We start from the raw sequence: 25,756 nt of genomic DNA, 5'->3' as shown, positions 1-25,756 counted from the left end.
GCGCTCTTCTTCCAGATATCGTCCAGCCTGCCCTATTGGAGGGAATACGATGAGCCTGTCGACGCTGCTTGTTTTTGCCGGTGCCTTGTTCATTGCAGCGGGATCGCCGGGACCGAACATCGCGGCACTGGTGGCGCGCGTGCTGACGAAGGGCGCGCGCAACGTGCTGCCTTTCCTCTCCGGCATGTGGCTCGGAGAAGCGATCTGGCTGACCTGCGCCGTTGCCGGACTTGCGACCATTGCCGAAACCTTCCATCTCGCCTTCGTGGTCATCAAATGGCTTGGCGTTGCCTATCTCCTCTATCTTGCCTGGAAGATGTGGTTTGCCTCCTCCAACACGGCAGGAGAAGAATTGCCGGACGAGCAATCGGCCACACGGCTCTTCCTCGCCGGCTTCACGGTCACCATGGGCAATCCGAAGATCATGGTCTTTTATGTGGCGCTGCTGCCTTCGATCATCGATCTGCACGGCGTGACGGTTTCCGGCTGGGCCGAGCTGGTCGCGACGATGTTTGCGGTGCTCGTCGTCATCGACCTCTCCTGGGCGATGCTGGCGGCCAAAGCCAGAACCTTCCTCAAGAGCCGCCGAGCTGTGCGCGTCGCCAATCGCGCCAGCGCCGGCACCATGGCAGGCGCGGCCGTCGCGATTGCCATGCGGTGATTTCAGGCCGCTGCGTCGCTTTCGATGAACGCACGCAGCTTATAGTGGATGGGCGCCGCCAGATAGCGCGCCCGATCCTCCGATGACAATCGCCTGCCGAAGGTCGCCATCATTTCCGGCATCGTCACCCTCGCGCCTGCATAAGGCAGATAGGTGACCGGCATGTCAGCACTCACCGTGCCGCCCGCAAGAACGCGGCAGTAGATGCCGGGGCGACCGGCCCGGATATAGCGCTTGACGAATTGCGGATCACCCATCTTCGCTGCGAAGGTGGAACAAGGAATACGCGCCGATGTCACTTCCAGAACAAGATCGCCGGCTATGAATTGATCGCCGACGGCGATCTCGCGATTGTCCAGGCCTTCGATGATGAGATTTTCACCGAAGGTGCCCGGCTCCAGCGATCCTCCAAGCTCGCTTGCCCACCAGTCCAGCGTCAGCGAACCCTCGACATACACGGCCTGATCGCGGCCGCCATGATGCTTGCGATTGCAGATGGCATCACCGAGCAGCCCCAGTTCGTCGATCATGACGGCACCGCCGACCGCGTGCTTGTTGATGCCGGTCTTCGCTTTCTTGCCCGGCAGCATTTCAGGGGCGCCAAGGCAAACGGCCAGAATTTTCATCGGTCAACCGTTCCTTCCGAGATTCCGTTCTTGAAGCTTATGAGCTAAAAGCCTCCCATGGCAAAGCGAGTCACCGGCCCCGAAATCGAAAAACTCATCCAGCTCCTGGCGAAAGTGCCGGGCCTTGGACCGCGCTCCGCGCGCCGCGCCGCGCTGCATCTCATCAAGAAAAAGGACCAGCTTCTCGGGCCGTTATCTCATGCCATGGGCGATGCCTACGATAAAGTGAAGATCTGCTCGCGCTGCGGCAATGTCGATACCGTCGATCCCTGCACCGTCTGCACCGACGACCGCCGCGACCAGTCCGTTATCATCGTCGTCGAGGATGTCTCCGACCTCTGGGCTCTGGAACGATCAGGCGCGATGAACGCCGCCTATCACGTTCTCGGCGGTGTCCTGTCGCCCCTCGACGGTGTCGGGCCTGACGATCTCAACATTCGCGGATTGATCGCCCGCATCAGCGAAGGCGGTGTCCGCGAAGTCATCATCGCCGTCAATGCGACGGTCGAAGGGCAAACCACAGCACACTATATAACTGACCAGCTGGATGGCCTCGAGGTCAAGATCACCCGTCTTGCCCATGGCGTGCCCGTCGGCGGCGAGCTCGATTATCTTGACGAGGGCACGCTTGCGGCAGCGCTAAGGGCGCGGACGGCGATTTGAGGCGATTACTTTCGCGAAGACATAAGGATTGAGCATGAGGAGAGTGCATACCCCCCTCTGTCAGCTTTCGCTGACATCTCCCCCACAAGGGGGGAGATTGGTCGCCTGTAGCACCGACCTGTCTCAAGCCAATATCGTATCCGCAGAAACTTCAGACCATCGATATGGCGTGAAGCGCGCGGCCAACAATCTCCCCCCTTGTGGGGGAGATGTCCCAAACGGGACGGAGGAGGGTATCTTTCGGCATATTCGATACCTGCTCGTCCTCCTCCTCGCCCTCCTCCCCCTCCCCGCTCTCGCCGCCTCGAAAGCCGATGTCGAAGCGCAGTTTCAGGTCTGGATCCAGAAGGATCTCTGGCCGGAAGCGCGAAAGGCCGGCATTTCGGAAAAAACCTTCCAGGCCGCTTTTGCCGGCGTGACGCTGAACTGGGATCTGCCGGATCTCGAGCCGCCGGGCTTCCCGAAACCGAAGCAACAAGCGCAGACACAGGCCGAATTTTCCTCTCCCGCCCCCTATTTCAATGAGGGGCGGCTGCAGAAACTGGCCGTAACCGGGCGGGGCCTCGCCTCGCAATATGGGCCGGTGCTGCGGCGGATTGAGAAGTCCTACGGCGTACCGGGACCGATCCTGCTGGCGATCTGGGGCCGAGAGACCGGCTTCGGCATCGCCAAGCTGCCGAATTCCGCCGTTCAGGTGCTGGCAACCAAAGCCTTCATGTCGACGCGCAAGGACATGTTCCGCAACGAGCTGATCGCCGGACTGCGCATCCTCGAACATGGCGACGTTACGCCCGATCAGTTCAAGGGCTCCTGGGCCGGCGCGCTCGGCCAGCCGCAGTTCATGCCGACCAACTATCTGAAATATGCCGTCGATTTCGATGGCGATGGCCACCGCAACATCTGGACTTCGGTGCCGGACACGCTGGCATCCATCGCCAACTATATGGTTCAGAAGGGCTGGCAGCGTGGCCGCGGCTGGGGCTATGAAGTTACCATTCCGCAGAACGTCTCCTGCGCCCAGGAAGGGCCAGACCTAGCCAAGCCGATTTCGCAATGGGCTTCGCTCGGTATTCAGCGGGTTTCCGGCAAGTCATTTCCATCCGACGAAATGCGGGCGATCGGCATGATGCTGGTGCCGGCCGGCCGCGACGGGCCGGAATTCATCGTCACCCCGAACTTCTACGTCATCAAGGAATACAACAATTCCGACCTCTACGGCCTCTATATCGGCAACCTCGCCGATCGCATCGCCAATGGCAGCGGCGCCTTCCAGGAAAGATGGGGCGATGTCGGCAAGATGCTGCGCTCCGACGTCGCAAACATGCAGAAGGCTCTAGAGCGCAAGGGCTACGATGTCGGCGGTACCGACGGCCTGCCGGGCTATAAGACGCGGCGCTCGATCGGCCAGTGGCAGGAAAAGAGCAGCGTGAAGCCGACCTGCTATCCCGATAGCTCCATGCTCGGCGTGCTGAAATAGCTGCGGAAAAGGCTTTCGGCGCGAATGCCTTGCAATTTGCCGGAAAGAGGCTTATATCCGCATCAAATTCTTGATCGTGTGATGAAGAGTGGGCCGCAAGGACCCGCTCTTTTTTATTAGCGCGATCTCCCAATGCATGAACAATGCGGAGTGAATGCTTGTCGGACGTGACAAACGCAGACAATACCAATGAACCCAGGCTGATCGTCGAAACCGGCCTTGATCAACGCGTCGCCGCCATCATCGAGCCCGTCCTTGTGGGCATGGGCTTCCGTCTGGTGCGCGTGCGTCTCCTCAATCTGAACGGCCTGACGCTGCAGGTCATGACCGAGCGCAACGACGGCACCATGACCGTCCAGGACTGCGAAGAGGTCTCCACGGCCATTTCTCCGGTCCTGGATGTGGAAGATCCCATCGATAAGGCGTATCATCTCGAAGTGTCTTCGCCGGGCATCGACCGCCCGATGGTGCGAAAGTCGGATTTCCAGCGCTGGATCGGCCACATCGTCAAGTGCGAAACGTCGATCCTCGTCGATAACCGCAAGCGTTTCCGCGGCAAGATCGTCGCCGTCGATGCCGATGGCTTCACGATCGAACGCGATGAAGCGACCCGCGGCGAGGAACAGAAGGTAACCATTCCGTTCAGCACCCTGGCCGAGGCCAAGCTGATCCTGACGGACGATCTCATCCGCGACGCGCTGCGCGCCGACAAGCTGGCGAAAGCCGAGGCAGCGAACCAGAACGAAGCGGACGACGAAGAAGAATAACCGATCAACGAACCGCCTGACGGAACGGGAAACCTGAAGGCAGGAAGACGGAGACTAAGAACAATGGCAGTCAGTGCGAACCGGCTAGAACTTCTGCAGATCGCAGATGCAGTGGCGCGCGAAAAGGTCATCGACCGCGAGATCGTGCTTGCCGCAATGGCGGATGCGATCCAGAAGGCCGCGCGCTCGCGTTACGGCACGGAGTCGAATATCCGCGCCGACATCAATCCGAAGACGGGTGAAATCCGTCTGCAGCGTCTGCTCGAAGTGGTCGAGAAGGCCGAGGACTATTCCACGCAGATCCCGCTGGAACTGGCCCGCGACCGCAATCCGGACGCAGCCCTCGGCGATTTCATCGCCGATCCGCTGCCGCCGATGGATTTCGGCCGCATTGCTGCCCAGTCCGCCAAGCAGGTCATCGTGCAGAAGGTGCGCGAAGCCGAGCGTGACCGCCAGTTCGACGAATTCAAGGATCGTGTCGGCGAAATCGTCAACGGCACCGTCAAGCGCGTCGAATACGGCAACGTCATCGTCGATCTCGGCCGTGGCGAGGGCATCATCCGCCGCGACGAAATGATCCCGCGCGAAAACTTCCGCTACGGCGATCGCGTCCGCGCCTATGTCTACGACGTCCGCCGCGAGCAGCGCGGCCCGCAGATCTTTCTGTCGCGCACGCATCCGCAGTTCATGGTCAAGCTCTTCACCATGGAAGTGCCCGAAATCTACGACGGCATCATCCAGGTGAAGTCGGTTGCCCGCGATCCGGGTTCGCGCGCCAAGATCGCCGTCATCTCGAACGACTCGTCGATCGATCCGGTCGGCGCCTGCGTCGGTATGCGCGGTTCGCGCGTTCAGGCCGTCGTCGGTGAGCTGCAGGGTGAAAAGATCGACATCATTCCCTGGTCCAGCGAGCCGGCGAACTTCGTCGTCAACGCGCTGCAGCCGGCCGAAGTCGCCAAGGTCGTTCTCGACGAAGATGCAGAGCGCATCGAAGTCGTGGTGCCGGACGAGCAGCTTTCGCTTGCCATCGGCCGCCGCGGCCAGAACGTCCGCCTCGCATCGCAGCTGACCGGCTGGGATATCGACATCATGACGGAAGCCGAGGAATCGGAACGCCGCCAGAAGGAATTCAACGAGCGTACGAACCTGTTCATGGATGCGCTCGACGTCGACGAAATGGTCGGCCAGGTTCTGGCCTCGGAAGGCTTTGCCGCCGTTGAGGAACTGGCTTACGTAGATCTCGATGAAATCTCCTCGATCGACGGTTTCGACGAAGATACCGCGCAGGAAATCCAGACCCGTGCCCGCGAATATCTCGAGAAGCTCGAAGCCGAGATGGACGAGAAGCGCAAGGCGCTGGGCGTCTCCGACGAACTGCGAGAGATCAACGGCATGACCGCACAGATGATGGTCGCCCTGGGCGAGGACGGCATCAAGACGATCGAGGACTTCGCCGGCTGCGCCGCTGACGACCTCGTCGGCTGGAGCGAACGCAAGAACGGCGAAACGAAGAAGTTCGAAGGCCTGTTCTCCAAGCTTGAAGTCTCGCGCGTCGAAGCTGAACAGATGGTCGTGCAGGCTCGCCTGCTGGCCGGCTGGATCACCGAAGCCGATCTCGCCGCTGAGACCGAAGAGGTCGCGGAGGACGAAACCGAGCAACAAGCATGACGATCACCGAGGGGCCTGGCGCACCGACTGAGGACAATGATCTCGGCGGTAACGACGCAAATGGCCGCATGTGCATCGTAACACGCGAAAGCGGATCACCCGACGAATTGATCCGCTTCGTAGCCGCTCCGGACGGAACTGTCGTTCCCGATCTGAAGCGGCAACTGCCGGGACGCGGCTGCTGGGTTAAGATAGACCGGGCACTGGTGGACAAGGCAGTGGCGAAGAAACTGTTTTCCCGCGCTTTGAAGGCGGAAGTGACGGCACCGGCAGATCTCGGTGCCGTCGTCGACCGGCTTCTCTTGGCGCAACTGGCCGGGATGATGCACATGGCTCGCAAGGCGGGCCGGTTCGTCAGCGGTTCATCGAAGGTTGATGGCGCCGTTCGCAACGGCTCGGCAATTGCCGTGTTTCATGCGATCGCCGCCGCCGCCGATGGCGTCCGCAAGATCGACCAGGCACGAAAAGCCTGGCATCTCGGTATGGAAACCGAAAAGGAAATACCTTCCTTCCGTGTCTTTACGGAAGCGGAGATGGAAGAACTGATGGGCCAGAATGCTTTTATCCATGCCGCAGCGCTTGCAGGGCAGGCGGGTGAGGGTGTAGTGAAGCGCGCAAACCTGCTCGAACGGTACCGCAACGGCGGTCAGTCCCGGGCAACGGGCGGCGCTGGCCGGCGAAAACAATGACGCGGTCACCGGCCTTTGCCGGACGCCTCATTAAGGTACATGCATTGAACGACAGGGTCTGACGGACGTTTCCGTGCCCTGTCCGAAGGAACAGGAACGGAATGACCGACAATCAAGACGACAAGACGCTGAATGTTTCAGGTAAGAAGACTCTCACCCTGAAGCCATCAGGCGTAAACCAGGGCACCGTGCGCCAGGACATGGGCCGCGGTCGCACCAAGGCGGTCGTGGTTGAGACCCGTAAGCGCCGCCCGCTACGTCCTGAAGACGAAAAGCCAATCACGCCGGTAACGACCGCCGCGCCCTCGGTGACGCGCGTCGCCGAACCGACGCCGCAGCCGCCGCGCCCGCCGCAGCCGGCTCCGCGCATTCATCAGCCTGGTGGCCAGCAACAGCGGCCGGGACAGCCCAACCAGGGTAGTCAGCAGCGCCCGCAGCAGGAGCGTTCGTCGCGACCGGTGGTCTTGAACCATCTGTCGGCCGGCGAGATGGATGCTCGCCGCCGTGCGCTCGCCGAAGCCCAGGTTCGCGACGCTGCCGATGCCGTGCGCCGTGCCGAAGAAGAAGCACGCCGCGCTCAGGAAGAAGAGGCACGCCGCATCGCCGAACAGGCTGAAGCTGCACGCCGCGCCGCAGAAGAGGCCGCACGCGCCGCAGAAGCCAAGGTCGAGACACCCGCACCGGTGGAAGCGCCGAAGCCGGCAGTCCAGACGCCTGCAGCTCCCGTCGTTGCACGTCGTCCGGATGCGGCTCCTCAGCCGGCACGCCCTGGCGCTCCTGCTGGCGAGGCGCCGGCCAACCGCCGTCGCGTCAATGAAGAAGAGAGCGATCGCGGCCCGCCCCGAGGCGCTCCGGCACGCGGCAAAATCGTACGCCCGGAACCGGCAAAGCCTGTTACCACGCGTCCGAAGACCGAGGACGAGCGCCGCCGCGGCAAGCTGACGGTTACCACGGCCAATGTCGATGAAGACGGCAATGCCCGCGGCCGTTCACTTTCGGCCATGCGCCGCCGCCAGGAAAAATTCCGGCGCAGCCAGATGCAGGAAACGCGCGAGAAGATCTCGCGTGAAGTCGTGCTGCCCGAGACCATCACCATTCAGGAACTGTCGCAGCGCATGTCCGAACGCGCCGTCGACGTCATCAAGTACCTGATGAAGGAAGGTCAGATGATGAAGCCGGGCGACGTCATCGACGCCGATCTGGCCGAACTCATCGCCGGCGAATTCGGCCACACGGTCAAGCGCGTTTCGGAATCCGACGTCGAACAGGGCATCTTCAACGTTGCCGACGAGGAAGGCGAACTGGTTTCCCGTCCGCCAGTCGTTACCATCATGGGCCACGTCGACCACGGCAAGACCTCGCTGCTTGACGCCATCCGTCATGCGAACGTGGTCGCCGGCGAAGCCGGTGGCATCACCCAGCATATCGGTGCCTATCAGGTCGAGCAGAACGGTCAGAAGATCACCTTCATCGACACCCCCGGCCACGCCGCCTTCACGGCGATGCGTGCTCGCGGCGCCCAGGCAACCGATATCGCGATCCTGGTCGTCGCAGCCGACGACAGCGTGATGCCGCAGACGATCGAATCGATCAACCACGCCAAGGCGGCGGGTGTTCCGATCATCGTGGCGATCAACAAGATCGACAAGCACGAAGCCAACCCGCAGAAGGTCCGCACGGAACTGCTGCAGCACGAAGTCTTCGTCGAATCGATGGGCGGTGAAGTGCTCGACGTGGAAGTCTCCGCGAAGAACCGAACCAACCTCGACAAGCTGCTCGAAGCCATCCTGCTGCAGGCGGAAATCCTTGACCTCAAGGCCAATCCGAACCGCACGGCCGAAGGCACCGTCATCGAAGCCCAGCTCGACCGCGGCCGCGGCTCCGTCGCCACCGTGCTCGTGCAGAAGGGTACGTTGCGTCCCGGCCAGATCGTCGTTGCCGGCGATCAGTGGGGCCGCGTTCGTGCGCTCGTCAACGACAAGGGTGAGCATGTGAAGGAAGCTGGCCCGGCCATGCCGGTCGAACTGCTCGGCCTTTCCGGCGCACCGCAAGCCGGCGACAAGTTCGCCGTCGTCGAAAGCGAAAGCCGCGCCCGCGAGATTTCGGAATATCGCCAGCGCCTCACCCGCGACAAGGCAGCTGCCCGCCTGTCCGGCCAGCGCGGTTCGCTCGAGCAGATGATGACCCAGCTTCAGACGGTGGGCGTGAAGGAATTCCCGCTGGTCATCAAGGGCGACGTGCAGGGCTCGATCGAAGCCATTGCCGGCGCTCTCGACAAGCTCGGCACCGACGAAGTTCGCGCCCGCATCGTCCATTCAGGCGCAGGCGGCATCACCGAGTCGGACGTCTCGCTGGCGGAAGCCTCCAATGCAGCGATCATCGGCTTCAACGTCCGCGCCAACGCGCAGGCACGTCAGTTCGCCGAGCGTCAGGGCATCGAAATCCGCTACTACAACATCATCTACGACCTGGTGGATGACGTGAAGGCGGCGATGTCGGGCCTGCTCTCTCCGGAGCGTCGCGAAACCTTCCTTGGCAATGCCGAAATCCTCGAGGTGTTCAACATCACGAAGGTCGGCAAGGTCGCAGGTTGCCGCGTCACCGAAGGCAAGGTCGAGCGCGGCGTCGGCGTCCGCCTCGTGCGCGACAACGTCGTCATTCACGAAGGCAAGCTCAAGACCCTCAAGCGCTTCAAGGACGAAGTGTCTGAGGTCAATGTCGGCCAGGAATGCGGCATGGCCTTCGAGAACTACGAAGACATCCGCGCCGGAGACACGATCGAGTGCTTCCGCGTCGAGCATATCACCCGTACGCTGTAAGCAATCCTCGATTTGCGAGATATCAAAACCGCCGGCCAAAACCGGCGGTTTTTTCTTGCCCGTTACGAACAACAGGGAGCCAGTCCGAATCCTTCGTCACCTATATCCCGGCACCTGCCTTTGCCAACCGGGGCGCTCAGGATGCCGCATTCTCAAGGATTCTCGGCTTCTGGCGGGCCGCAAAACCTGTCCAGCCTTGACCTTTGCGCCGGATCGAGTCATTTGACCCCCTTTATCGCGTCCAATGGGACGCTGCTAACGGAACAACCATGACCAAACCAACTTCCTCCGCGCCTTCGCAGCGCATGCTTCGCGTCGGCGAGCAGGTGCGCTCAGCGATCACGCAGGTTCTGCAGCGCGGCGAAGTGCGCGACGACCTGATCGAGCGCACCGTGATCTCCATTTCCGAAGTGCGCATGTCGCCCGATCTGAAGATCGCGACGGCCTTCGTGACGCCGCTCGGCGTTTCCGACCACGGCGCCGTCATCGAAGCGCTGAACCGCCATGCGAAATACATCCGCGGCCGCCTCGGCCCGCAGCTTCGCCAGATGAAGTACATGCCGGAAGTTCGCTTCCGCGACGATACGAGCTTCGACAATTACAAGAAGATCGACGCGCTTCTGCGCTCGCCCGAGGTCAGCCGCGATCTCGACGACGACAACGACCAAGATCAATAAAGAGACAGAGAATGTCCAAGCCACGCAAGCCCAAGGGCCGTCCGATTTCGGGCTGGCTCATCCTCGACAAGCCGATTGATTTTGGCTCGACCGAAGCCGTTTCCAAGATCAAGTGGCTGTTCAAGGCCCAGAAGGCCGGCCATGCCGGCACGCTCGATCCGCTCGCCTCCGGCATGTTGCCGATCGCGCTCGGCGACGCCACGAAGACGGTTCCCTACGTCATGGATGGCCGCAAGATCTATGAATTCACCGTGACCTGGGGCGAGGAACGCGCTTCCGACGACCTGGAGGGCGCTGTAACCGCCACCTCCGACAAGCGTCCGAGCGAAGAGGATATTCGCGCGCTGCTGCCGAAGTATACCGGCGTCATCAACCAGATTCCGCCGCAGTTCTCCGCCATCAAAATATCAGGCGAGCGCGCCTATGACCTCGCCCGTGAAGGCGAGACGGTCGAGATCCCCTCGCGCGAAGTCGAGATTTTCCGCCTGACGCTGCTCGCCTGCCCGGATGCCAACACGGCGCATTTCGAAGTCGAATGCGGCAAGGGCACCTATGTGCGCGCGCTCGCCCGCGATTTCGGCCGCGACCTCGGCTGCTACGGCCATATTTCCGGCCTGCGCCGCAGCTTCGTCGCGCCCTTTGCCGAGGAGGCGATGGTGCCGCTTGCCGATCTTGTGGCGCTGGAGGAGATCGAAGATGCGGACGAGCGGCTCGCAGCCCTCGATGCGCTGCTGATCGATACGGCGGAAGCGCTGTCTTCGCTGCCGCATCTCGTCATCAGCGACGACCAGGCGCACCGCCTGAAGATGGGCAACCCGATCCTGGTGCGCGGCCGCGATGCACCGGTTGCCGAGACCGAGGCCTATGCCACGTCCCGCGGCAAGCTGATCGCCATCGGCGAGATCGGCCAGGGCGAATTCCGCCCCAAGCGCGTGTTCGGCTGACCTCGATCAACCGGAAATAGCGGCTATTGCGGGCAATGGCGATGCGATATGTTCCCCGACGGGCCATCATGGCCCGTCCAAAGGGGGCAAACATGCGCAGAGTTGCATTCGGAATACTTGCATTCCTTTCCCTGTTCCTGACAGTTACGAACGCCGAATCCGCCGAGCGGTGGGCCGGGCTACCGCCATTTCCGCCAATGCCGCAGCCAAAGGCGAGCGGCATGGCCGATGTCGACGACATCAAGATGTATTATGCCGAATATGGCGCGGGCGACCCGATCCTCTTCATCCATGGCGGCCTTGGGAATGCCGACGTCTGGGGCGCTCAGGTCGCCGATTTCGCGAGAGATCATCTCGTCATCGTCGCCGACAGCCGCGGGCATGGCCGCTCGACGCGCAGCGAAAAACCCTTCGGCTACGATCTGATGACTTCGGACTATGTCGCGCTGCTCGACTATCTGAAGGTCGGCAAGGTGACGTTGGTCGGATGGTCTGACGGCGGCATCATCGGCATCGACATGGCGATGAAACATCCCGAAAAGTTGACGGGCGTGATCGCGCAAGCCGCCAATGTTACGACCGACGGCGTGAAGCCCGACGTCATGAGCAACAAGACTTTCAACGATTACATCAACGTCGCCGGCGAATATTACAAAAAACTATCGCCGACCCCGAACGAATATGAGGCTTTCGTCAACCAGATCTCGCAGATGTGGGCGACGCAGCCGGCATGGACCGCAGCCGACCTTGGAAAGATCACGGTGCCGGTGACGCTTGCCATAGGCGACCATGACGAAGCGGTGAAGCTTGACCATACCAAGATGATGGCGAAGGAGATCCCGGGCGCGAAGCTTGTCATTCTGAAGGATGCTAGCCATTTCGCCATGCTGCAGGATCCGGAAGGCTACGATGCCATGATCCGGGACGCCATGGCGGGGCGCTGAAAGGCGCTCAGGGAGAACCCTCTTTCAATTGGCGCTCAATTGGTTTATAGGCAGCGCCAGCATCAGGCATGCCTGATTGCATTCGCGGCCAATGCTGGACGACATCCCGGCGTTTGGCGACTTCAATCTCCTCTCATAGAAAGGACCATCCGATGTCGATCACTGCTGAGCGCAAGGCTGCGCTGATCAAGGAATACGCTACCGTCGAAGGCGACACCGGTTCTCCGGAAGTCCAGGTTGCGATCCTGACCGAGCGCATCAACAACCTCACGGAACACTTCAAGGACCACAAGAAGGACAACCACTCCCGTCGTGGCCTCCTGACGATGGTTTCCAGCCGGCGCTCGCTTCTTGACTACCTCAAGAAGAAGGACGAAGGCCGTTATACCAAGCTGATCACCAGCCTCGGTATCCGCCGCTAAGGGAATTTCCGGCGGGCGTTCACCTGAACGTCCGCCGGATGCTTATGAAGGGTATGAACCCTTGAGACCAGTTTCCCTCGCGCCTTATGCCGGTGCGACGCGAAACTGTCGGCAGGCCGGATGGGCCGGTGCTGCCAACAACAACCGTTGACCTGTCATGGGGCAGGATTGCCGGATGCTTTCAGCCGAAGCCTAGCGCTTCGGCCTGATTTCGAAAGCCTCTCGTTGTCTTGCCCGTGATGCGTCACACTTCGTGCGGTCGAAGATGTGCCCTGCCGAATTCGTCGGCGACGGCACCTTTTCCCGCATCATGCAAGGACAAGATATGTTCGATATCCATACCGTCGAAATCGAGTGGGCAGGCCGCCCGCTGAAGCTCGAAACCGGCAAGATCGCCCGTCAGGCTGACGGCGCCGTTGTCGCCACCTACGGCGAGACCGTGGTGCTTGCGACCGTCGTTTCCGCCAAGGCGCCGAAGCCGGGCCAGGACTTCTTCCCGCTCACCGTCAACTACCAGGAAAAGACCTACGCAGCCGGCAAGATCCCCGGCGGCTACTTCAAGCGCGAGGGTCGCCCGAGCGAAAACGAAACGCTCGTTTCGCGCCTGATCGACCGCCCGATCCGCCCGCTCTTCCCGGAAGGCTACAAGAACGACACCCAGGTCGTCGTCACGGTCATCCAGCATGACCTCGAAAACAATCCGGACATCCTGTCCATGGTTGCAACCTCGGCTGCCCTGACGCTCTCGGGCGTTCCCTTCATGGGCCCGGTCGGCGGCGCTCGCGTCGGCTACATCAACGGCGAATACGTGCTCAACCCGCATCTCGACGAGATGGACGAATCGAGCCTCGACCTCGTCGTCGCCGGGACGCAGGACGCCGTTCTGATGGTTGAATCCGAAGCCAAGGAACTGCCTGAGGACGTCATGCTCGGCGCCGTCATGTTCGGTCATCGCGGCTTCCAGCCTGTCATCGACGCGATCATCAAGCTCGCCGAAGTCGCCGCCAAGGAACCGCGCGACTTCCAGCCGGAAGATTATTCCGAGCTCGAGAAGGAAATGCTCGGCCTCGCCGAAGCCGAACTGCGCGACGCCTACAAGATCACGCAGAAGGCCGATCGCTACGCTGCCGTCGACGCCGTCAAGGCGAAGGTGAAGGCACACTTCCTGCCGGAAGAAGGCGAAGCCAAGTACACGGCCGAAGAAGTCGGCGCCATCTTCAAACACCTGCAGGCGAAGATCGTTCGCTGGAACATCCTCGACACGTCGAGCCGCATCGACGGTCGCGACCTGTCGACCGTTCGCCCGATCGTTTCGGAAGTCGGCCTGTTGCCGCGCACGCACGGTTCTGCGCTGTTTACCCGCGGTGAAACGCAGGCAATCGTCGTCGCTACGCTCGGCACCGGCGAAGACGAACAGTATGTCGACAGCCTGACCGGCATGTACAAGGAGCGCTTCCTGCTCCATTACAACTTCCCTCCCTACTCGGTTGGCGAAACCGGCCGCATGGGTTCCCCAGGTCGTCGCGAAATCGGTCACGGCAAGCTCGCATGGCGCGCTATCCGCCCGATGCTGCCGTCGGCGGAACAGTTCCCCTACACGCTGCGCGTCGTTTCCGAGATCACCGAGTCCAACGGCTCGTCCTCGATGGCAACGGTTTGCGGCACCTCGCTCGCCCTCATGGACGCCGGCGTGCCGCTGGCGAAGCCGGTTGCCGGCATTGCCATGGGTCTGATCCTGGAAGGCGATCGCTTCGCCGTTCTCTCCGACATTCTCGGTGACGAAGATCACCTCGGCGACATGGACTTCAAGGTCGCCGGCACCGCCGACGGCATCACCTCGCTGCAGATGGACATCAAGATCGCCGGCATTACCGAAGAGATCATGAAGGTCGCTCTCGGCCAGGCACAGGGCGGTCGTGCCCATATCCTCGGCGAAATGTCCAAGGCCATCACCGAGAGCCGTGGCCAGCTCGGCGAATTCGCACCGCGCATCGAAGTCATGAACATCCCGGTCGACAAGATCCGTGAAGTCATCGGCTCCGGCGGCAAGGTCATCCGCGAAATCGTCGAAAAGACCGGCGCGAAGATCAACATCGAGGACGACGGCACCGTCAAGATCGCTTCCTCTTCCGGCAAGGAAATCGAGGCGGCCCGCAAGTGGATCCACTCGATCGTCGCAGAGCCGGAAGTCGGCCAGATCTACGAAGGTACTGTTGTCAAGACCGCCGACTTCGGCGCCTTCGTCAATTTCTTCGGCGCCCGTGACGGCCTCGTCCACATCTCGCAGCTCGCTTCCGAGCGCGTTGCCAAGACGCAGGATGTCGTCAAGGAAGGCGACAAGGTCTGGGTCAAGCTGCTCGGCTTCGATGAGCGCGGCAAGGTTCGCCTGTCCATGAAGGTCGTCGATCAGGCCACCGGCCAGGAAATCGCCGCCGACAAGAAGAAGGACGACGCAGCCGAATAAGCTGCGCTTTCATCCAAGTTCCGGGGCGCGGGATCTTTTCCGCGCCCTTTTTATATTGAATGCCCGTTGGTTTGGCTGGATCGTGGAAGCTGCGTGCCTAGCCCCTCACCCTAGCCTCTCCCCGCACATGCGGGGCGAGGCTAGGGTGAGGGGCAAGCACGAGATACGATAAGGCCACAGATATCTGACGGTTCAAGTCCACCTTTCAAGACGAGACCATGCCCATGAGCCGCGATGCCCTGAAGACCCTGTTCCACCCCTTTGCCTCCGGCACCATCGACGCACCCGGCGAAGGCGAGCGGATCCTGTTTCTCGGCGCGGAGGCAGGCTTTGCGCTGCCGGAGGGCTTTGCCGCTGAGCTGTCCGCCGTCCAGGGCTTCCGCCCCTTCTTTCGCCAGTTGCAGGGGCAGCGGATCAACGTGACGCCGGAAATCGAAGGCGAAGGCTATGACGGCGCGCTGGTGCTCTGCGGCAAGCACAAGGGCGAGAATGAGGATCACATCGCCGAAGCGCTGACGCGCGTAAAGGAAGGCGGCCTCATCGTCGTTGCAGGCGGCAAGGAAGATGGCATCCAACCACTGCGCAAGCGCATCGAGGCCTTCGGTCTCGAAATCGAGCATATGCCGAAGTATCACGGCGTTGCCTTCTGGTTTGCCCGCCCTGCCGATATCAAGCTTTTGACGGCGCAGCTCGCGAAGCCGGCAACGCGCGTCGACGACAGCTTCACCACGGCGCCCGGCATGTTCTCCCATGACCGTATCGATGCCGGCTCCGAACTGCTCGCCTCGCGCCTGCCAACCGATTTTGCCGGCGATGCCGCCGATTTCGGCGCCGGCTGGGGTTACCTCTCCGTCGAACTGGCAATGAAGTCGCCGAGGATCGAGCGCATCGACCTCTACGAGGCCCATTACGGCGCTCTGGAGGCCGCACGCGCCAATCTGCTGTCACACTGCCCGAAAGTCGCCCAGCGCTTCTTCTGGCACGATCTGGCGAGCGAGCCAGTCAAGGACAAGTACGATCTGATCATCATGAACCCGCCCTTCCATGAGGGCCACGCCGCCGAGCCTTCGCTCGGCCAGGCGATGATCAAGACAGCCGCCTCGGCGTTGCGTGGCGGCGGCCGGCTCATGTTGGTCGCCAATCGCGGCCTGCCCTACGAGCCGGTGCTGGCCGAGAATTTCAAGGAATTCGGCGAGACCTGCCGCAACGCCCGCTACAAGGTGCTCTGGGCAAAGAAATAAGAAATGATGGCGGTCAGATGGCCGCCATTTTTTTGAGCGGGATCAGGAAGTTCGTTTCGCAGCTCTTGCGGCCCACTCGCGGCCCAGCACGGCGTAGACGCATTCATCGCCCCAGACACCATTGAAGCGATCGTTTTCGATCAAAAGGGCCTCGCGGCGCAGGCCAAGCCGTTCGACGACACCGACTGAGCCGGTATTTTTCACATCCAGCCGTGCAAAGATCCGATGAAAGCCGAATTTTTCGAAGCCAAGGGTAATCATGGCTTCCGCCGCCTCGGTAGCATAGCCCTTCTTGGCATAGGCCGGGTTGGAGGTATAGCCGAGCTCCGCTTGAAGTGCGGCCTTGTTTGCAAATGTCAGGCTGACGTCACCTACCAAAGCGCCATCCTCCCGCCGAATGACGGCGCACAGCAGCGTATCCCCATCTTCGGAGAAAGAGGAATTCAAACGGGCATCGAAACGCTCTCGCAATGCTTCCGGCGAAGGCGGATCGCGGTACAAGAAACGGTAGATTTCCCGCAGGGAACGGTAGGCGCTATAGGCTTCGAAATCCTGGGGCACGAAGCGGCGGAGGACGAGGCGATCAGTCGATGCCAAAAGTTCTGCGTCGTTTGACGTCATCGGGAATCCTCTGGAAGGATATCCGGAAATTCGATCCTCCCGGCCAAAACCGGGAGGACACGACTGAGATCGGAGCTTATTCCGCGTCGGCGCTCGACAGCGTTTCCAGCGTCGGCATAGAGGTGATGTTGTAGCCGGCATCGACAAAATGGATTTCGCCGGTCACGCCGGCCGAGAGATCCGACAGGAGATAGAGCGAGGACGAGCCGACCTGATCGATGGTGACGGACTTGCGCAGCGGCGCATTGCGCTGGTTCCACGACAGGATGGCTCGGGCGTCGGAAATGCCGGCGCCGGCGAGCGTCCTGATCGGGCCGGCGGAGACGGCGTTGACGCGAATGCCGCGCGGGCCGTAGTCGGCGGCAAGATAGCGCACGGAAGCCTCAAGGGCCGCCTTGGCGACGCCCATGACGTTGTAGTTCGGGATCACGCGCGTCGAACCGTTATAGGTCAGCGTCAGCATGCTGCCGCCTTCCGTCATCAGTTCGGCGGCACGCTTGGCGACCTCGGTGAAGGAGAAGCAGGAAATCACCATCGTGCGGGTGAAATTCTCCCGCGTGGTGTTGGCGTAGAGCCCCTTCAGCTCGTTCTTGTCGGAAAAGCCGATGGCATGGACGATGAAGTCCAGCTTGCCCCAGCGCTCCTTGATGGCGTCGAAGACGGCATCGACCGAAGCGAGATCCTCGACATCGCAAGGCAACAGGAAATCCGAGCCGACTTCGGCTGCCAGCGGCTTGACGCGCTTGCCGAGAGCTTCGCCCTGAAAGGTGAAAGCCAGTTCCGCGCCTTCGGCTGCCAGCGCCTTTGAAATACCCCAGGCAATCGAATGATTGTTTGCGACGCCCATGATGAGGCCGCGCTTACCCTGCATAATTCCCGTCATTGCCTTATCCGTTGTAGCGCTGGAATACGAGCGTGGCGTTGGTGCCGCCGAAGCCGAAGGAGTTCGAAAGAGCGATATCGAACTTGGCGTTGTCGATGCGCTTGCGCACGACCGGCACGCCTTCGAATTCCGGATCGAGTTCGGTGATATGGGCGCTTTCGCCAATAAAGCGCTCCTGCATCATCAGGATCGAATAGATCGATTCCTGAACGCCCGCTGCGCCGAGCGAATGGCCCGTCAGCGACTTGGTCGACTGGATCGGCGGGATCTTGTCACCGAAGACTTCGCGGATCGCGCCGATTTCCTTGCTGTCGCCCACCGGCGTCGAGGTGCCGTGGGTGTTGATGTAGTCGATATCGCCCTTCACCGTGGCAAGCGCCTGGCGCATGCAGCGTACAGCACCCTCGCCCGAGGGCGCGACCATATCGTAACCATCAGAGGTGGCGCCGTAGCCGATGATTTCGGCATAGATCTTGGCGCCGCGGGCCTTGGCATGCTCAAGCTCTTCCAGAACCAGCACGCCGGCGCCGCCAGCGATGACGAAACCGTCACGCTTGGCGTCGTAGGCGCGCGAGGCGGTTTCCGGATGGTTCTCGTTGAAATCGGAGGACATCGCGCCCATGGCGTCAAAGAGGTTCGACATGGTCCAATCGAGATCCTCGTGACCGCCGGCGAACATGACGTCCTGCTTGCCCCATTGGATCATTTCGGCGGCATTGCCGATGCAGTGCGCCGAAGTCGAGCAGGCCGACGAGATGGAATAGTTGACGCCGTGAATCTTGAACCAGGTCGCAAGCGTTGCCGAGGCGGTCGACGACATCGACTTCGGCACCGCGAAGGGGCCGATGCGCTTCGGGCTGTTGTTCTTACGGGTGATGTCGGCCGCCTCGATCAGCGTGCGGGTCGAGGGGCCGCCAGAGCCCATGATGATGCCGGTGCGCTCGTTGGTGATATCGCCTTCCTCGAGGCCGCTATCGGCGATCGCCTGCTTCATGGCGACGTGGTTCCACGCACCACCCTGCGATAGGAAGCGCATGGCGCGGCGATCCACCAGGTCGGTCGTATCGATCTTCGGCGCGCCCCAGACCTGGCACTTGAAGCCATGCTCGGCGAAATCAGGAGAGAAGGAAATACCGGATTTGGCGTCGCGCAGCGAGGCGGTCACTTCTTGAGCATTGTTTCCAATCGAAGAGACAATACCCAGACCCGTAACAACTACCCGTCTCATGTCGATGACCTTTTCTAAAACATCTGTCTTTATGGAGGCGGCGATGCCGCGGTTCAGGCAACCTTGTCCTTGGACAGGCCCACGCGCAGGTCCGTCGCCTGATAGATGGTCTCGCCATCGGCCTTCAGCCAGCCGTCGGCGGTGCCAAGGACGAGGCGGCCGCGCATGACGCGCTTGAAGTCGATGCCGTATTCGAGAAGCTTCGTGTCCGGACGAACCATGCCCTTGAACTTCACTTCGCCTGTCGAAAGCGCCATGCCGCGGCCGGGCTCGCCGAGCCAGCCGAGGAAGAAGCCGGTCAGCTGCCACATGCCGTCGAGGCCGAGGCAGCCCGGCATGATCGGGTTGCCGGCAAAATGGCAGGGAAAGTACCAATCATCGGGGCGCACGTCGTATTCGGCGCGGATATAGCCCTTATCGAAGGCCCCGCCCGTTTCGGAAATATCTGTAATGCGATGGACCATCAGCATCGGCGGCAAGGGAAGCTGTGCATTGCCCGGGCCGAACAGCTCGCCGCGGCCACAGGACAGGATTTCCTCATAATTGAAGCTGGATTGTCTCGTCGTCATAAAAATTCCGTTTCCCCCGCATGAATGCCGATGGATGTGAAGCTTTAGTGCAAGATGGACAGAAAATGAAGCGAAAGCATTGGACTCTCATTCATCCGTTCGATCGGAGGCACTAGCCGTTATGTGGTGGTCGCATACAGGAACGCCAGAGCCGCTACCAGAGCCAAATGCGGCAAAAGCCCGTTTTTTGCGGCTTTTGAGCACCTTCCCACCCCACGGAAACTATTGAAAGCAATCAAGGCAAAAGTTATATGGCTTAGTAAAGAATTATAGAGATCAGGAATCTGGAGTCCCTGGATGGCAGAACATGCCGAAATCGCGATCGAAACCAGGCTGCGTAATGTGGGCCTAAGGCCGACTAGGCAGCGGATCGCACTGGGAGACCTCCTTTTCGCCAAGGGCGACCGCCATCTGACCGTGGAAGAGCTTCACGAGGAAGCCGTTGCCGCCGGCGTTCCGGTTTCGCTTGCCACCGTCTACAACACGCTGCATCAATTTACCGAGGCAGGCCTGATCCGCGTGCTCGCCGTCGAAAGCACCAAGACCTATTTCGACACCAATGTCTCCGATCACCATCACTTTTTCGTGGAAGGCCACAACGAGGTGCTGGATATTCCGATCAGCAACCTGACGATCGACAATCTGCCCGAGCCGCCGCAGGGCATGGAAATCGCTCATGTTGACGTGGTGATCCGCCTGCGGCGCAAGCAGCAGCGCTGAAATAAGCGCCGCGTCAGCCCACCTGCGACAAGATTCTCCGTCACATCACATCGTCGGGATGTCGGCCTGGCTTATGGTGATAGGTCGGAAAGGTCCAGCCGAACCAGAGCGCGCCGCCGCGCACTGCAAAAGCCGCGATCACACCCAGCCCTGCTGAGGCATAAAGCGGCAGCATCGTTGCATTGGCGGCGGTGAAGACGCTGGCGCCGACGAGTGAAGCGGTCACATAGATTTCCGGACGCAGCAACACCGAAGGTTCGTTTGCCAAGAGATCACGTAAAATGCCGCCGAAGGTCGCCGTCAGCGCGCCGGTGACGATAGCGACGGTGGGCGAGCCCGTCGCCGCCATGCCCTTGGCTGCCCCCATCACGCAATAGGCCGACAGCCCCACCGCATCGAGCCAGATGAGCAGCCGATAGCGCGATTCGAAGAGATGCGCGGTGAAGAAGACCAGGACGCCGACCACGGCGCAGATGATGATATAGGTCGGGTTCAGCACCCAGAAGACCGGCACTCTGCCAAGGACGATATCGCGCAGCGTGCCGCCCCCGATGCCGGTGACGGCCGCCAGGAACAGGAAGCCGATCAGATCGAGCTGCTTGCGCGAGGCTGCGAGCGCGCCGGTTGCGGCAAAAAGGGCGACGCCGGCATAATCAAGAAATGAGAGAAGCGACATCGAAAACTCCAGCGGAACGCCCGCGATTTTTCCGAAATGAATCACGACGGCAAGGGCCGCGCAAGCAGGCGCGTGCAAAGATGTCGCAGCGGCTGCGGCTGTTATCGCGGCCGTAACGGCGCTTCGAAAAGGAATCCCCCGTGAAATCCCTGCTGATCTTAATCCTCAACCTCTTCGCTCTCGTGGTCATGCCCGCCGCGGCAGAGGCGCAGCAATCGATCCTGCAGGACCCCGTGGCCTTCGAGGAGGACCATTTCACCAAGAGCTGCGACAGCCAGGTGAGCTTCGGCGACAAATTCGCCACCCAGCAGGACATCAACAACGACAAGCTGATGGATATCGTCATCAATGAAGGTGAGATCACCTGCAAAGGCGAAAAGGGACCCTACTGCACGGACGAAGGCTGCCCCTACAATTTCTATGTCCAGGTGGCCGAAGGCGGTTACCTGATGATCGCCACGGCGAAGATCTACGGCTACGATTTCATCCAGCGCTTCGGCAACATGGTGTTGGTCATGAAGATGCATCCGCGCTTCTGCGACCGCAAGGATGGCGAAGCGGTCTGCGAAATCACCGTCAGGGTGCGCGGCACCAAATTCGTCACCATATCCCAGAAATAGGTTTTAAGGCGCGCGCATCGTTAGGCCTGGACACGCCGTTACGGTCCTGGATACAGGGCGGAGGTGCGGCCAGCAGCGTAATAGCCGACCAGACCGACCCATTCACGCAATCCGGTCGCCAGCAGTTGCGCATTGCGCGAGGGCTGTGTGAAATCGAAGCCGAGACTTTCCTTGCCGGTGCTGCGATAGTCGACCGGCCAGGGCACGACATTCATGCCCTGTTTGCGGAAAATGCCCATCGAGCGCGGCATGTGGAAGCCCGAAGTGATCAGCAGGCACTCCGAAAGCCCGTTCTGCGCCAGCAGCTCCTTCGTATTGACGGCATTCTCGAAGGTGGTGCGCGAGGTCTTGTCCTCGACCATGCGGCTTGTCGGAATGCCAAGCGCGGTGAAGAAACGCTCGGAAATCACGGCATCGCCCTCATAGGTGCCGCCGATCGAGCCGTCGCCGCCCGAGATCACGATGCGCGCCTGCGGGTATTTCTGCGCGAGACGCAGCGCTTCGATCAGGCGATCGCCGGCCGAATCGAGTTCGTAGCCGCCTCGGACCGTCGTCACCTCGTTCTGAGTGGCGCCGCCGAGAACGATCATGCATTTGAGATCGGCGGGATCGGCAGCCGGATGCGGAAAGCGCTCTTCGAGCGTTTGAACGACATAGGCGCCGGCCGTCGTATAAAGCGAGACGAACAGGATCAGCGCCGACAAGAGCGCCGAGGTGATGACGGTTGCTCGCCAGCGCAGCAGAGCGGCGATGAATGCCAACAGGACAAACAAGAAGGCCAGCGACAGCGGCTGACCGAAGATCCAGACAAGTTTCGAAAAAACGAACACGGCACATCCTTACGCTTGTCGGCAAAACGATTCGCTTTACTCCCTAGCAGATTTTTGTGCACTGCAATGTGGCTATTTCGCCCGCCGTGCCAGCGGCGGCGACGCCGCGAAGCGCTGATTGAAGCGGCGCTGCAGCGGACGGGGAATGAAAAGCGTCGACAGCGCCAGGACAAGCGCGACCATGGACACCAGCCAGAGCGCGTGCGCGCCAAAGGCGCCGGCCAGAAGCGCGCCGATGATGGCGCCTGATATCATGCCGCTCCAGGGCACGATCTGCACCGTCCAGAGAAAATCCCGATCCCCCAGCAGGAAACGACCAAGACCACGCCCGAAGCGCGACAGCGCCCCGGTAACATAGGTGAGGCCGATCGGCAGGCCTTCGATATGCTCGACGGTGGCATTGACCATACCCATGGCAAGAACCACCAGATAGAACTGCACGAGAACCAGCGACGGCTCCGCAAAGCCCGCGGCAGCGGCCAGAAGGATGCTGACGCAGGCAAGCACCACGAAAGCTCGCCGATCCGCGGCATGGGCAATGACGATGCCGAGCGCATTGCCGATGATGAATGTCAGGATGGCCGAGAACAGCACCGCCGCATGACCGAACTCGCCCATTCCGAGGGCAATCGCCGCCCGCGTCGTATTGCCGGTCATGAAGGACACGAAATTGCCTGTCAGCATTAGCCCGACGGCATCGGTCATGCCCGCCAGAAAGGCGATCGAGGCAACGAGCAGAAACCCCGTCACGGTACGGCGGGTCTTGATAAGACGACGGCGGCGCTGTCTGGTCATGGGCGATTCGGGGCGAGTTGCGGAGGATGTGATGTTAGCATGAAGTTGGGGGATGTGGAGGATTATAGCGCCCGTTTGCAACGGAGGGCGTCTCTCCAAGGCGCGGTTACAATCACTTTCTGGCAAAGGCGCGACCCGATCCGGATTTGAGATATTTTTCAAATGCGAACGCCTGCGCTTCATCGGAAAAGCCGATGTAAGTTTTGACCGACCACGGCGCATACTTCGATGTATGAGGCACTTCTCTGGCATTGTGCTTCGCCATCTATCTAAGGGAACTGCGGAAGAATATCGCCCGGATGTGGTCCGAGGGCGTGTCAGCCAGCGGGATAGGATATGAACTCGGCGTTTCCCGGCAGGTTGTTCAGTATCATGTCGGCTACTTGGTCCATGACGTAAGGGTGGCCAATCCGTTGACTTGTACGCGTCGAGCCAGATCGACCAAGAGACTGATTATAAAGGATAATGTTCGCAATCAGCAGGTGCAAAAAATCTATATATAGGACACCCTCAGGGCCACCGGCGGTTTACCTGCTCAGTTTGTTCAGTTCTCAGACACTCCTCATCTTCCGACCTACTTCAGTTTGACGATAGACCGGAACAGTGTCGAGAGTGGCTTGAACAGCCCTTGATCTGACGAGGACGGACGCCGGAAGGCGAACCGTCATATATGACAGCCTTCACTTCACCTTAGCAGTGCGGACAGGACACCTCTACCATTAGGTGTCTTTTGGCAGAGCGCCGCCCCTGTTCGTCTTACTCAAAAACTCCCACTAATTGAAAGGAGAGCGCCCTATGGCCTCATCTAATACCACTCCCATGCGCGTTGTCGTCCACACTGACGGGGCTTGCTCCGGCAATCCTGGCCCCGGTGGATGGGGCGCGATTGTCTGCTTCTGGAGCGGCGATGCGCTGACCGAACGTATCGAATTTTCGGACGCTGACCTCGCCACCACCAACAACAGGATGGAGTTGTCGGCAGTGCTTGCCGTCCTCCAATACATCCGTGGCCGCCCCGATGTCGACCGATCCACCCCCATCACCATCATCAGTGACAGCCGGTACGTCGTTGACGGTTTCACGCAATGGCTCCCAAACTGGGTGCGCAACGGCTGGCGAGCGTCGGACAAGAAGCCCGTCAAAAATCAGGACCTTTGGAAAGCCTTTGAATTCGCCACAGCGGGCCTGTCGCTCGCTTTCGAGTGGGTGAAGGGACATGCCCCGCGGGCAACCCGGATAACGAAGCTGCTGACGCCCTTGCGAGGGCCGCTATAGACCGCCTTCGCGCCGCCGCCTGATAGCACATGAACCGCGCCCGTCTCGGGGTAACACCTAACAGGGCCTCGCTTCGGCTTGGCCTTCTATTCTTTTGACACGGAGACATCGTAGGCAATGTTGTGCCTCCCCAGCTCAACAAAACGCTGGAGGATCTTCAGCGAGAGAGCATAGGTAAATGTCGCGATCTCGAATGGCATTGTGTTCGAGTGCTTGACGCCGTTGAAGCCGAACAGGTTTCGGCTATCAAAGGAATACGGAAGCGACACGTTGCCGTGAAATACCGCGTTACGGTATTTATAGAGTTCACGAAATTTACCCACAACGTGATCTTGGTTTTCATCTAGCAAAGCCCGCAACCGCAACTCCAAAGCCCCGCTGTTCGCTTTGTCTGAGGATGTCGAAAGCATCGCCTCAATTGCAGCCAAGGACCACATAAACACTACTAAGGGGTTTTGCGACGATCTGAAGCTCTGAGAGAGGTAGCTGAGACCCTTCATGAATTGGGACGTCGGTTCGCCCGCGATCTCTTTCGGCTTGGCCCACAGGAAGTCAAATACCGTTCTCGGTGATAGTCTCCGCAGTGCGACGTCGGACGCAAAAGTTGTACGGGGGCCAAGGCTCATTTTGAAGCCTTCGGAAGTCGCCTTGTCGCCCCCGTTGTGAGAGACAACACGGTGGATCGAGACCCCAAGGGGGTCCGCCAAATGCGCGGCCACCAATATCGAGTACGCCTTTAGCTCAAAATCCCGAACCAATTCGCCATGGAACATCACACCTTTCGAGCGGCGGATGATGTGTTCGATATCGATTTCTTTGAGGCGATCAGCCGCCGTGATTTTAGCAGCGATAAGCTCGCGAGCGCGCTCGGAATATGTGGCAACGAGCTTGCGATCCAAAGTGATTTGAAAGACGAGAACCTTGGAGATTTCGGTTATTGTGTCGATGTTTGGTGCGAGCTTGGTGAGACCTTCGCCGTTGCGTTCTTCAATCTTAATAACTGAATGGGGCGCGTGATCCATGGCGACCTGCCCACTCATGCTGATAATTGGACCCCAGTTGGATAGGGCCTCTTCGTTACCGAAAATCTTTCTCGACAACGCTATTAATTCGTACTTTTCGTTCAGCAACGGCTTCATCGTTTCAAGGCGGCTTAGTGATCAATAAAACTTGGTCGGAAATGTTGGTAGGAATTGGTCGGAGAGATTTGCGAAACGCATCCCTAAGCGATTGATATATCTATCAAATCTGTACGTCAGGGAAAATTGGTGGAGCTAAGCGGGATCGAACCGCTGACCTCTTGCATGCCATGCAAGCGCTCTCCCAGCTGAGCTATAGCCCCATCAAGATGGTGCCGTTTGACCGGCCCTGGGTCCCTTCCGAGCGCTTCGCCCGTCGGGGTGGCGGCTTATTACTTGTGGTTTTCACAGATAGCAAGCCGAAAAATTCGGCCCGGGAAATTTTTTCCTTCACCGGG

General features: G+C 60.4%; 25 protein-coding genes, 1 tRNA gene and 1 pseudogene. 16 read left to right on the top strand and 11 right to left on the bottom strand.

Annotated features, from left to right (window positions below; genetic code table 11):
• Positions 1 to 49: 49 nt before the first annotated feature.
• Positions 50 to 661, top strand: a complete 612-nt coding sequence (locus FHT85_RS28445) for a LysE family translocator (RefSeq protein ID WP_112412266.1) — start codon at positions 50 to 52, stop codon at positions 659 to 661.
• Between the two features lie 2 nt (positions 662 to 663).
• Here FHT85_RS28445 and FHT85_RS28440 read toward each other — a convergent pair whose 3' ends face one another.
• Entirely contained in the window at positions 664 to 1,287 is a 624-nt protein-coding gene (locus FHT85_RS28440; RefSeq protein ID WP_112412265.1) for an MOSC domain-containing protein, read from the bottom strand.
• Between the two features lie 57 nt (positions 1,288 to 1,344).
• Here FHT85_RS28440 and recR point away from each other — a divergent pair, with 57 nt between their 5' ends.
• From recR to FHT85_RS28380, 12 genes are all read left to right on the top strand, one after another.
• A complete protein-coding gene (recR, locus tag FHT85_RS28435) occupies positions 1,345 to 1,950 on the top strand; it encodes a recombination mediator RecR (RefSeq protein ID WP_112412264.1) in 606 nt (201 codons plus the stop codon).
• A 235-nt stretch (positions 1,951 to 2,185) separates the two neighbouring features.
• Positions 2,186 to 3,427: a lytic murein transglycosylase gene (locus FHT85_RS28430; RefSeq protein WP_112412285.1), complete on the top strand. Its 1,242-nt coding sequence runs from the start codon at positions 2,186 to 2,188 to the stop codon at positions 3,425 to 3,427.
• 158 nt (positions 3,428 to 3,585) lie between these two features.
• The gene (gene rimP, locus FHT85_RS28425; protein ID WP_112400325.1) at positions 3,586 to 4,194 is read left to right on the top strand and encodes a ribosome maturation factor RimP; all 609 of its coding nucleotides are present in this window, start codon (positions 3,586 to 3,588) and stop codon (positions 4,192 to 4,194) included.
• Between the two features lie 63 nt (positions 4,195 to 4,257).
• Positions 4,258 to 5,862 carry a transcription termination factor NusA gene (gene nusA, locus FHT85_RS28420; RefSeq protein WP_015338278.1) on the top strand — a complete coding sequence of 535 codons (1,605 nt, stop codon included), beginning with the start codon at positions 4,258 to 4,260 and terminating at the stop codon, positions 5,860 to 5,862.
• Positions 5,859 to 6,551 (top strand): RNA-binding protein, encoded by a 693-nt coding sequence (locus tag FHT85_RS28415; RefSeq protein WP_112338889.1) that lies wholly within the window; start codon positions 5,859 to 5,861, stop codon positions 6,549 to 6,551. The genes nusA and FHT85_RS28415 overlap by 4 nt, the downstream gene beginning before the upstream one ends.
• 101 nt (positions 6,552 to 6,652) lie before the next feature.
• Complete coding sequence (gene infB, locus FHT85_RS28410; RefSeq protein WP_112338888.1) at positions 6,653 to 9,370, top strand: translation initiation factor IF-2; 2,718 nt, start codon at positions 6,653 to 6,655, stop codon at positions 9,368 to 9,370.
• A 269-nt stretch (positions 9,371 to 9,639) separates the two neighbouring features.
• Positions 9,640 to 10,047: a 30S ribosome-binding factor RbfA gene (gene rbfA, locus FHT85_RS28405; protein ID WP_112338886.1), complete on the top strand. Its 408-nt coding sequence runs from the start codon at positions 9,640 to 9,642 to the stop codon at positions 10,045 to 10,047.
• A gap of 11 nt (positions 10,048 to 10,058) precedes the next feature.
• A complete protein-coding gene (gene truB, locus FHT85_RS28400; RefSeq protein WP_112412262.1) occupies positions 10,059 to 10,991 on the top strand; it encodes a tRNA pseudouridine(55) synthase TruB in 933 nt (310 codons plus the stop codon).
• A gap of 92 nt (positions 10,992 to 11,083) precedes the next feature.
• Positions 11,084 to 11,935, top strand: a complete 852-nt coding sequence (locus FHT85_RS28395; RefSeq protein WP_112412284.1) for an alpha/beta fold hydrolase — start codon at positions 11,084 to 11,086, stop codon at positions 11,933 to 11,935.
• A gap of 152 nt (positions 11,936 to 12,087) precedes the next feature.
• A complete protein-coding gene (rpsO, locus tag FHT85_RS28390; RefSeq protein ID WP_015338271.1) occupies positions 12,088 to 12,357 on the top strand; it encodes a 30S ribosomal protein S15 in 270 nt (89 codons plus the stop codon).
• Between the two features lie 325 nt (positions 12,358 to 12,682).
• Positions 12,683 to 14,821, top strand: coding sequence for a polyribonucleotide nucleotidyltransferase (pnp, locus tag FHT85_RS28385; protein ID WP_112398691.1), 2,139 nt, complete (start codon positions 12,683 to 12,685; stop codon positions 14,819 to 14,821).
• Positions 14,822 to 15,045: 224 nt separating this feature from the next.
• On the top strand, positions 15,046 to 16,062 hold the full coding sequence (locus FHT85_RS28380) for a class I SAM-dependent methyltransferase (RefSeq protein ID WP_112412261.1): 1,017 nt from the start codon (positions 15,046 to 15,048) through the stop codon (positions 16,060 to 16,062).
• Between the two features lie 42 nt (positions 16,063 to 16,104).
• Here FHT85_RS28380 and FHT85_RS28375 read toward each other — a convergent pair whose 3' ends face one another.
• From FHT85_RS28375 to fabA, 4 genes are all read right to left on the bottom strand, one after another.
• On the bottom strand, positions 16,105 to 16,683 hold the full coding sequence (locus FHT85_RS28375; protein ID WP_112412260.1) for a GNAT family N-acetyltransferase: 579 nt from the start codon (positions 16,681 to 16,683) through the stop codon (positions 16,105 to 16,107).
• A 76-nt stretch (positions 16,684 to 16,759) separates the two neighbouring features.
• Positions 16,760 to 17,566, bottom strand: a complete 807-nt coding sequence (gene fabI, locus FHT85_RS28370) for an enoyl-ACP reductase FabI (RefSeq protein WP_112412259.1) — start codon at positions 17,564 to 17,566, stop codon at positions 16,760 to 16,762.
• 4 nt (positions 17,567 to 17,570) lie between these two features.
• On the bottom strand, positions 17,571 to 18,794 hold the full coding sequence (gene fabB / locus FHT85_RS28365) for a beta-ketoacyl-ACP synthase I (protein WP_092720354.1): 1,224 nt from the start codon (positions 18,792 to 18,794) through the stop codon (positions 17,571 to 17,573).
• Positions 18,795 to 18,847: 53 nt separating this feature from the next.
• Positions 18,848 to 19,363: a 3-hydroxyacyl-[acyl-carrier-protein] dehydratase FabA gene (fabA, locus tag FHT85_RS28360; protein WP_015338264.1), complete on the bottom strand. Its 516-nt coding sequence runs from the start codon at positions 19,361 to 19,363 to the stop codon at positions 18,848 to 18,850.
• 297 nt (positions 19,364 to 19,660) lie between these two features.
• Between fabA and irrA the strand changes: the two genes are divergently transcribed.
• Positions 19,661 to 20,083: an iron response transcriptional regulator IrrA gene (gene irrA / locus FHT85_RS28355; RefSeq protein ID WP_112338881.1), complete on the top strand. Its 423-nt coding sequence runs from the start codon at positions 19,661 to 19,663 to the stop codon at positions 20,081 to 20,083.
• A gap of 40 nt (positions 20,084 to 20,123) precedes the next feature.
• Here the strand turns inward: irrA and FHT85_RS28350 are convergent, their stop codons facing one another.
• Complete coding sequence (locus FHT85_RS28350) at positions 20,124 to 20,759, bottom strand: trimeric intracellular cation channel family protein (RefSeq protein ID WP_112338929.1); 636 nt, start codon at positions 20,757 to 20,759, stop codon at positions 20,124 to 20,126.
• Positions 20,760 to 20,899: 140 nt separating this feature from the next.
• Here FHT85_RS28350 and FHT85_RS28345 point away from each other — a divergent pair, with 140 nt between their 5' ends.
• Positions 20,900 to 21,379, top strand: coding sequence for a hypothetical protein (locus FHT85_RS28345; RefSeq protein WP_112412258.1), 480 nt, complete (start codon positions 20,900 to 20,902; stop codon positions 21,377 to 21,379).
• A gap of 38 nt (positions 21,380 to 21,417) precedes the next feature.
• On the opposite strand, the gene FHT85_RS28340 is transcribed toward FHT85_RS28345, so the two are convergent.
• The 3 genes and pseudogenes from FHT85_RS28340 to FHT85_RS30730 all read right to left on the bottom strand — a co-directional run.
• Positions 21,418 to 22,209 carry a YdcF family protein gene (locus FHT85_RS28340; protein WP_112412257.1) on the bottom strand — a complete coding sequence of 264 codons (792 nt, stop codon included), beginning with the start codon at positions 22,207 to 22,209 and terminating at the stop codon, positions 21,418 to 21,420.
• Positions 22,210 to 22,281: 72 nt separating this feature from the next.
• Positions 22,282 to 23,004, bottom strand: a complete 723-nt coding sequence (locus tag FHT85_RS28335; RefSeq protein ID WP_112412256.1) for a YoaK family protein — start codon at positions 23,002 to 23,004, stop codon at positions 22,282 to 22,284.
• 112 nt (positions 23,005 to 23,116) lie between these two features.
• Positions 23,117 to 23,269, bottom strand: a pseudogene (locus FHT85_RS30730) (GIY-YIG nuclease family protein); the annotation flags it as partial.
• 530 nt (positions 23,270 to 23,799) lie between these two features.
• On the opposite strand from FHT85_RS30730, the gene FHT85_RS28330 reads away from it, so the two are divergent.
• Positions 23,800 to 24,279, top strand: a complete 480-nt coding sequence (locus FHT85_RS28330; RefSeq protein ID WP_312861371.1) for a ribonuclease H — start codon at positions 23,800 to 23,802, stop codon at positions 24,277 to 24,279.
• A gap of 86 nt (positions 24,280 to 24,365) precedes the next feature.
• Here the strand turns inward: FHT85_RS28330 and FHT85_RS28325 are convergent, their stop codons facing one another.
• Positions 24,366 to 25,409, bottom strand: a complete 1,044-nt coding sequence (locus FHT85_RS28325; protein ID WP_162709765.1) for a hypothetical protein — start codon at positions 25,407 to 25,409, stop codon at positions 24,366 to 24,368.
• A 136-nt stretch (positions 25,410 to 25,545) separates the two neighbouring features.
• Positions 25,546 to 25,621 (bottom strand) — tRNA-Ala (locus FHT85_RS28320).
• Positions 25,622 to 25,756 lie beyond the last annotated feature (135 nt).

Source organism: Rhizobium sp. BK312, from assembly GCF_014193605.1.
Taxonomy (GTDB): domain Bacteria; phylum Pseudomonadota; class Alphaproteobacteria; order Rhizobiales; family Rhizobiaceae; genus Rhizobium.
The sequence above is the reverse complement of the archived record's forward strand: the minus strand, read 5'-3'. Positions and strand labels throughout refer to the sequence as shown.

Coding starts and splice junctions, on each gene's coding strand:
- FHT85_RS28445 (WP_112412266.1), top strand. CDS start 50: ATGAGCCTGTCGACGCTGCTTGTTTTTGCCGGTGCCTTGTTCATTGCA.
- FHT85_RS28440 (WP_112412265.1), bottom strand. CDS start 1,287: ATGAAAATTCTGGCCGTTTGCCTTGGCGCCCCTGAAATGCTGCCGGGC.
- recR (WP_112412264.1), top strand. CDS start 1,345: ATGGCAAAGCGAGTCACCGGCCCCGAAATCGAAAAACTCATCCAGCTC.
- nusA (WP_015338278.1), top strand. CDS start 4,258: ATGGCAGTCAGTGCGAACCGGCTAGAACTTCTGCAGATCGCAGATGCA.
- FHT85_RS28415 (WP_112338889.1), top strand. CDS start 5,859: ATGACGATCACCGAGGGGCCTGGCGCACCGACTGAGGACAATGATCTC.
- infB (WP_112338888.1), top strand. CDS start 6,653: ATGACCGACAATCAAGACGACAAGACGCTGAATGTTTCAGGTAAGAAG.
- rbfA (WP_112338886.1), top strand. CDS start 9,640: ATGACCAAACCAACTTCCTCCGCGCCTTCGCAGCGCATGCTTCGCGTC.
- truB (WP_112412262.1), top strand. CDS start 10,059: ATGTCCAAGCCACGCAAGCCCAAGGGCCGTCCGATTTCGGGCTGGCTC.
- FHT85_RS28395 (WP_112412284.1), top strand. CDS start 11,084: ATGCGCAGAGTTGCATTCGGAATACTTGCATTCCTTTCCCTGTTCCTG.
- rpsO (WP_015338271.1), top strand. CDS start 12,088: ATGTCGATCACTGCTGAGCGCAAGGCTGCGCTGATCAAGGAATACGCT.
- pnp (WP_112398691.1), top strand. CDS start 12,683: ATGTTCGATATCCATACCGTCGAAATCGAGTGGGCAGGCCGCCCGCTG.
- FHT85_RS28380 (WP_112412261.1), top strand. CDS start 15,046: ATGAGCCGCGATGCCCTGAAGACCCTGTTCCACCCCTTTGCCTCCGGC.
- FHT85_RS28375 (WP_112412260.1), bottom strand. CDS start 16,683: ATGACGTCAAACGACGCAGAACTTTTGGCATCGACTGATCGCCTCGTC.
- fabI (WP_112412259.1), bottom strand. CDS start 17,566: ATGACGGGAATTATGCAGGGTAAGCGCGGCCTCATCATGGGCGTCGCA.
- fabB (WP_092720354.1), bottom strand. CDS start 18,794: ATGAGACGGGTAGTTGTTACGGGTCTGGGTATTGTCTCTTCGATTGGA.
- fabA (WP_015338264.1), bottom strand. CDS start 19,363: ATGACGACGAGACAATCCAGCTTCAATTATGAGGAAATCCTGTCCTGT.
- irrA (WP_112338881.1), top strand. CDS start 19,661: ATGGCAGAACATGCCGAAATCGCGATCGAAACCAGGCTGCGTAATGTG.
- FHT85_RS28350 (WP_112338929.1), bottom strand. CDS start 20,759: ATGTCGCTTCTCTCATTTCTTGATTATGCCGGCGTCGCCCTTTTTGCC.
- FHT85_RS28335 (WP_112412256.1), bottom strand. CDS start 23,004: ATGACCAGACAGCGCCGCCGTCGTCTTATCAAGACCCGCCGTACCGTG.
- FHT85_RS28330 (WP_312861371.1), top strand. CDS start 23,800: ATGGCCTCATCTAATACCACTCCCATGCGCGTTGTCGTCCACACTGAC.